General features: G+C 73.0%; 6 protein-coding genes. 5 read left to right on the top strand and 1 reads right to left on the bottom strand.

What is annotated here, in order from left to right; all coding sequences use genetic code 11:
* Positions 1 to 78: 78 nt before the first annotated feature.
* Positions 79 to 507 (bottom strand): acyl-CoA thioesterase, encoded by a 429-nt coding sequence (locus tag ACFWEJ_RS26900; RefSeq protein WP_377232238.1) that lies wholly within the window; start codon positions 505 to 507, stop codon positions 79 to 81.
* Between the two features lie 92 nt (positions 508 to 599).
* Between ACFWEJ_RS26900 and ACFWEJ_RS26895 the strand changes: the two genes are divergently transcribed.
* Genes ACFWEJ_RS26895 through ACFWEJ_RS26875 form a run of 5 tightly spaced genes read left to right on the top strand, consistent with a single transcriptional unit; the run spans position 600 to position 5,458 of the window.
* On the top strand, positions 600 to 1,811 hold the full coding sequence (locus ACFWEJ_RS26895) for an acyl-CoA dehydrogenase family protein (RefSeq protein ID WP_377232237.1): 1,212 nt from the start codon (positions 600 to 602) through the stop codon (positions 1,809 to 1,811).
* A gap of 38 nt (positions 1,812 to 1,849) precedes the next feature.
* Positions 1,850 to 3,073, top strand: a complete 1,224-nt coding sequence (locus ACFWEJ_RS26890; protein ID WP_377232236.1) for an acetyl-CoA C-acetyltransferase — start codon at positions 1,850 to 1,852, stop codon at positions 3,071 to 3,073.
* Positions 3,073 to 4,200, top strand: a complete 1,128-nt coding sequence (locus tag ACFWEJ_RS26885; protein ID WP_377232235.1) for a zinc-binding dehydrogenase — start codon at positions 3,073 to 3,075, stop codon at positions 4,198 to 4,200. Before ACFWEJ_RS26890 ends, ACFWEJ_RS26885 begins: the two co-directional genes overlap by 1 nt.
* A gap of 35 nt (positions 4,201 to 4,235) precedes the next feature.
* Positions 4,236 to 4,985 carry a 3-oxoacyl-ACP reductase FabG gene (gene fabG / locus ACFWEJ_RS26880; RefSeq protein ID WP_377232234.1) on the top strand — a complete coding sequence of 250 codons (750 nt, stop codon included), beginning with the start codon at positions 4,236 to 4,238 and terminating at the stop codon, positions 4,983 to 4,985.
* Positions 4,982 to 5,458: a MaoC family dehydratase gene (locus ACFWEJ_RS26875; protein WP_377232233.1), complete on the top strand. Its 477-nt coding sequence runs from the start codon at positions 4,982 to 4,984 to the stop codon at positions 5,456 to 5,458. Before fabG ends, ACFWEJ_RS26875 begins: the two co-directional genes overlap by 4 nt.
* The last annotated feature ends 53 nt before the right edge of the window (positions 5,459 to 5,511 follow it).

Below are 5,511 nucleotides of genomic sequence, written 5' to 3'. Positions count from 1 at the left end.
CGGATATGGGGATCCGAGAATTGTTGATTGTTAGCTGGGTCGGCGGGCGGCGCGGCGGCGGGCGGCGGGGCGCCGTCGTTACACGGGCGGCGCGGGCGGCGGCGGCAGGTGCCGCTCGACCGCCGTGCGGATCACGTCCGGGACCGGGACCGGGCGACGCTCGACCTGGTCGACGAAGACGTGCGTGAAGGTGCCCGTCGCGTACGCCTCGCTCCGGTCGGGCGCACCCGCGCGCAGGATCGCCAGGTCCCAGGTGAGCGAGGTGCGCCCGAGGCGCCCGACGGCGACGTCGACCTCCAGCTCCTCGGGGAACGACGCCGGGGCGAGGAACTCGCAGGACGACGCGCGGGCCAGCCCGATCACGTCGCCCGCGGGGTCCAGGTCCGTGTGCCGGATGAGCCAGGTGTTCACCGCCGTGTCCATGGCCTCGTAGTACACGGTGTTGTTCATGTGCCCGTACTGGTCGTTGTCGTTCCAGCGCAGCGGGAAGGGGTGCCGATAGCCCATCGAGCCAGCGTAGACCGACCCCAGGGGGTCGGTGCAACATATTCAAGAATGATGCATACTGGACATACAGATCGACGACGATCGGAGGACCGATGACGCTCGCACCCGAGCCACCCGCCACTGAGCCGGGCACCGACCTGCTGGAGGCGGACTTCTACGCCTTCCAGGACCTGCTCACCCCGGCCGAGCAGAAGAAGGCCCTGGCCGTCCGCGAGTTCATGGAGCGCGAGGTGCGCCCCATCGCGGACGACTACTGGGAACGCGCCGAGTGCCCCGTGCACCTGTTCAAGCCGTACGCGCAGCTCGGCACCATCGGGTCCGGCTGGGCCGAGACCCAGGGGGAGGAGACCTCGGCCGTGTTCCGCGGCTGGGTCGGCATGGAGACGGCGCGCGTCGACTCCTCGTTCTGCACCTTCATCGGGGTCTCCGGCGGCCTGGCCATGACGTCGATCGGCATCGGGGGCAGCGCCGAGCAGCGCGCGCGGTGGCTGCCGCCCATGGCGGCCGGCGACCTGATCGGCGCGTTCGGGCTCACCGAGCCCCTGGCCGGCTCCGACACCGCCAAGGGCCTGCGCACCACCGCCACCCGCACGGGCGACACCTGGGTGCTGAACGGCGCCAAGCGCTGGATCGGCAACGCCACGTTCGCCGACGTCGTGGTGATCTGGGCCAAGGACACCGCCGACGACCAGGTCAAGGGCTTCCTGGTGCGCAAGGGCACGCCCGGCTTCTCCGCCACCAAGATCGAGCGCAAGCAGTCCCTGCGCATCGTGCAGAACGCCGACATCGTGCTCGACGGCGTGCGCGTCGACGAGGCCGACCGGCTGCAGGGCATCGACAACTTCCGCGATGTCGCCAAGGTGCTGCGCATCACGCGCGACGGCGTGTCCTGGCAGGCGCTGGGCACCATGATCGGCGCCTACGAGGCCGCCGTGGCCTACACCAGGCAGCGCGAGCAGTTCGGCAACCCGATCGCCAGCTACCAGCTGATCCAGGACAAGCTCGCCACGGCCTACGCGAACGTGACGGCGAGCTTCGCCATGTGCGTGCGCGTCGCGCAGCTCCAGGACCTCGGCACGCAGAAGGACGCCCACGCCGCAATGGCCAAGGCGTTCGTCACCACCCGCATGCGCGAGACGGTCGCGCTGTGCCGGGAGGCGTGCGGCGGCAACGGGATCACACTGGATCACGGCGTCGCCCGGTTCTTCGCCGACGCCGAGGCGGTCTACACGTTCGAGGGGACCAAGGACATGAACCAGCTCATCGTGGGTCGTGCCATCACCGGCCACGCGGCGTTCGTCTGATCCGGGCCCTGCTGCCCATCGTGCTCAAGGAGGAGCAAATGACCGAGGCCTACATCGTCGCCACCGCGCGCTCGCCCATCGGACGCGCGCACAAGGGGTCGCTGAAGGACGTGCGCCCCGACGACCTCGCCGCCGAGATGGTGCGCGCCGCCGTCGGGCAGGTGCCGGGCCTGGACCCGGCGCGCATCGACGACCTGCTGCTGGGCTGCGGCCTGCCCGGCGGCAAGCAGGGCATGAACCTGGCGCGGATCGTCGCCGTGCTGTGCGGCTGGGACATGGTGCCCGGCGCGACCGTCACGCGCTACTGCAGCTCCAGCCTGCAGACCACGCGCATGGCGTTCCACGCGATCAAGGCGGGCGAGGGCGACGTGTTCGTCTCCGCGGGCGTGGAGTCCGTCAGCTCGTTCGCGACCGGGTCGAGCGACTACATCCCGGGCGTGGACCTGCACAACCCCGTCTTCGCCGACGCCCTGGCCCGCACCGAGAAGCGCGCCGGGGCCGGCACCGGCCTGTGGACCGACCCGCGGCTGGAGGGCGTGCTGCCCGACGCCTACATCTCCATGGGCCAGACGGCGGAGAACGTCGCCGCCCTGCGTGGCGTCACGCGCTCCGAGCAGGACGAGTTCGCCGCCCGCAGCCAGCAGCGGGCGGAGGCCGCCATCGCGGCCGGGTTCTGGGCCCGGGACATCACGCCCGTCACCCTCCCCGACGGCACGGTCGTCTCCGCCGACGACGGCCCGCGGCCGGGCACCACCGTGGAGAAGCTCGCCACGCTGGAGCCGGTGTTCCGCCCCGACGGCAGCGTCACCGCGGGCAACGCCTGTCCCCTGAACGACGGCGCGGCCGCCGTCGTCGTCGTGTCCGGCCGCGTGGTCGACGAGCTCGGCCTGACGCCGCTGGCCCGCATCGTGTCCACCGGGGTCAGCGGGCTGTCGCCGGAGATCATGGGGCTCGGCCCCGTCGACGCCAGCCGGCAGGCGCTGCGCCGCGCCGGGCTCACGGTCGACGACATGGACCTCGTGGAGATCAACGAGGCGTTCGCAGCGCAGGTGATCCCGTCGGCGCGCGAGCTCGGCGTGGAGCCGGAGCGGCTGAACGTCAACGGCGGCGCCATCGCCGTCGGGCACCCGTTCGGGATGACCGGGGCGCGCATCACCTCCACCCTGATCAACGCGCTCGCGGACACCGGCGGCCAGTACGGTCTGGAGACGATGTGCGTGGGCGGCGGGCAGGGCATGGCGATGGTGCTGGAGAAGCTCTGATGCTGATCACCGGTGCCGTGCTGGAGCGCTGCGGCGCGCCGGCGCCCTTTGCGGAGTCGCGGCCGGTCACGGTCGGGCCGCTGGAGCTCGACCCCCCGGGCGACGGCGAGGTGCTGGTGCGGATCGAGGCCGCGGGGCTGTGCCACTCCGACCTGTCGGTCGTGGACGGCAACCGCGCCCGGCCGGTGCCGATGCTGCTCGGCCACGAGGCCGCCGGCGTCGTGGAGGCGACCGGCCCGGGTGCGCGTCTCGCCGTCGGGCAGCGGGTGGTCATGACGTTCCTGCCGCGCTGCGGGCAGTGCGCGCAGTGCGCCACCGACGGGCGCCTGCCGTGCGCGGTGGGGTCGGCGGCCAACGCGGCCGGCACGCTCGTGGGCGGCGGACACCGGCTGTCGCGGGTCGTACCAGGGGCCGACAGCGGGCCCGGCGGTGTCCAGGAGGTGCACCACCACCTCGGGGTCAGCGCGTTCGCGACCCACGCCGTGGTCTCCGAGACCTCCGTGGTGCCCGTGGACTACGACGTCCCGCCCGACGTCGCCGCCCTGCTCGGCTGCGCGGTGCTGACCGGCGGCGGCGCCGTCGTGAACGCCGGCCGCCCCGGCCCGGGCGACCGGGTGGCCGTCGTGGGGCTCGGCGGCGTGGGCATGGCGGCGCTCCTGGTGGCCGCGGCGCTCGGGCACGAGGTCGTGGGCGTCGACGCCGTGCCCGCCAAGCTCGACCTGGCCCGCGAGCTCGGTGCGACCCTCGCGGTCGGGCCGCAGGAGGCCGCCGACCAGGGGCTGCGCGCCCCCGTCGTGATCGAGGCGGCGGGCTCGGCCCGCGCGTTCGAGACGGCCTACGCCCTCACCGCCCCGGGCGGCACCACCGTCACGGTGGGGCTGCCGCACCCCGACGCCAGGGCGAGCATCTCGCCCCTGAGCCTGACCGCCGAGGCGCGCACCGTCGTCGGCTCCTACCTCGGCTCGGCCGTGCCGAGCCGCGACATCCCGCGGTACGTGGAGCTGTGGCGGGCCGGGCGGCTGCCCCTGGAGCGGCTGGTGTCCGACCGCATCACCCTCGACGACCTGCCCGTCGCGCTCGACCGCCTCGCGTCCGGCGCGGCGCTGCGACAGCTCGTGATTTTCTGACCCCGAGAAGTTCACGCAACGAGAGGAAACCCCTGATGACTCGTACAGCCATCGTCACCGGAGCGGCCCGCGGCATCGGCGCCGCCACGGCCCGCCGGCTCGCGCAGGACGGCTTCGCCGTCGCCGTCCTGGACCTCCTGGAGGACCAGGCGAAGACCACCGCGGAGGCCATCGTGGCCGACGGCGGGCGCGCGCTCGCCGTCGGCGTCGACGTCGCCGACGAGGACTCGGTCGCCGCCGCCGTCGCCCGCGTCACCGCCGAGCTGGGCGCGCCCACCGTGCTGGTGAACAACGCCGGGATCCTGCGCGACAACCTGCTGTTCAAGATGTCGGTGGGCGACTGGGACGCCGTGCTGGGCGTGCACCTGCGCGGCGCGTTCCTGATGACGCGGGCCGTGCAGGCGCACATGGTGGAGGCGAAGTACGGCCGCGTCGTGAACCTGTCCTCGACGTCCGCGCTCGGCAACCGTGGCCAGGCCAACTACTCGGCCGCCAAGGCGGGCATGCAGGGCTTCACCAAGACCCTGGCGATCGAGCTCGGCAAGTTCGGCGTCACCGCGAACGCCGTGGCGCCCGGCGTGATCGAGACCGACATGATCCGGGAGACCGCCGAGCGCATCGGGGTGTCCCTGTCCGACTACCTGAGCGTGGCCGCGAAGGACGTCCCCGTGGGGCGCGTGGGCCAGCCCGAGGACATCGCGAACGCCGTGTCGTTCTTCTGCGCGGAGCAGTCCGGGTTCGTCTCGGGCCAGGTGCTGTACGTGGCGGGCGGCCCCAAGGCATGAGCGCCGGCGTGGACAGCGTGATCGCGGTCGACTCGCCGGCCGACCTCGCCGGAGCCGTGGGCCGGACCGCCACGGGCGAGTGGTTCGAGGTCACGCAGGAGCGGATCGCCGCCTTCGCCGACGCGACCGAGGACCACCAGTGGATCCACCTCGACGCCGAGCGGGCGGCCGCCGGGCCGTTCGGCTCGACGATCGCGCACGGCTACCTCACGCTGTCGCTGCTGCCGCGCCTGGCGTCGTCGCTCGTCGAGGTGGGCGGCGTCGCCATGGTGATGAACTACGGCATGGACCGGCTGCGCTTCCTGAGCCCGGTGCCCTCGGGCGCGCGCGTGCGGGCCGTCACCGAGATCCTCTCGGCCGAGCCGACGACGGCCGGCATGCGGCTGGCCTCGAAGGTCACCGTCGAGATCGAGGGGGCCGACAAGCCGGCCCTCGTGGCGCACACACTGTCGCTCTACGTCCTGGAGACCTGAGGGTGCCGCGGATCTGAGGGCGCACCGCGCGCTCCGAGAACGACGTGAGGTAC

The sequence above is a fragment of the Promicromonospora sp. NPDC060204 genome, assembly GCF_042728455.1.
In the GTDB taxonomy this organism is placed as follows: domain Bacteria; phylum Actinomycetota; class Actinomycetes; order Actinomycetales; family Cellulomonadaceae; genus Promicromonospora.
The sequence above is the reverse complement of the archived record's forward strand: the minus strand, read 5'-3'. Positions and strand labels throughout refer to the sequence as shown.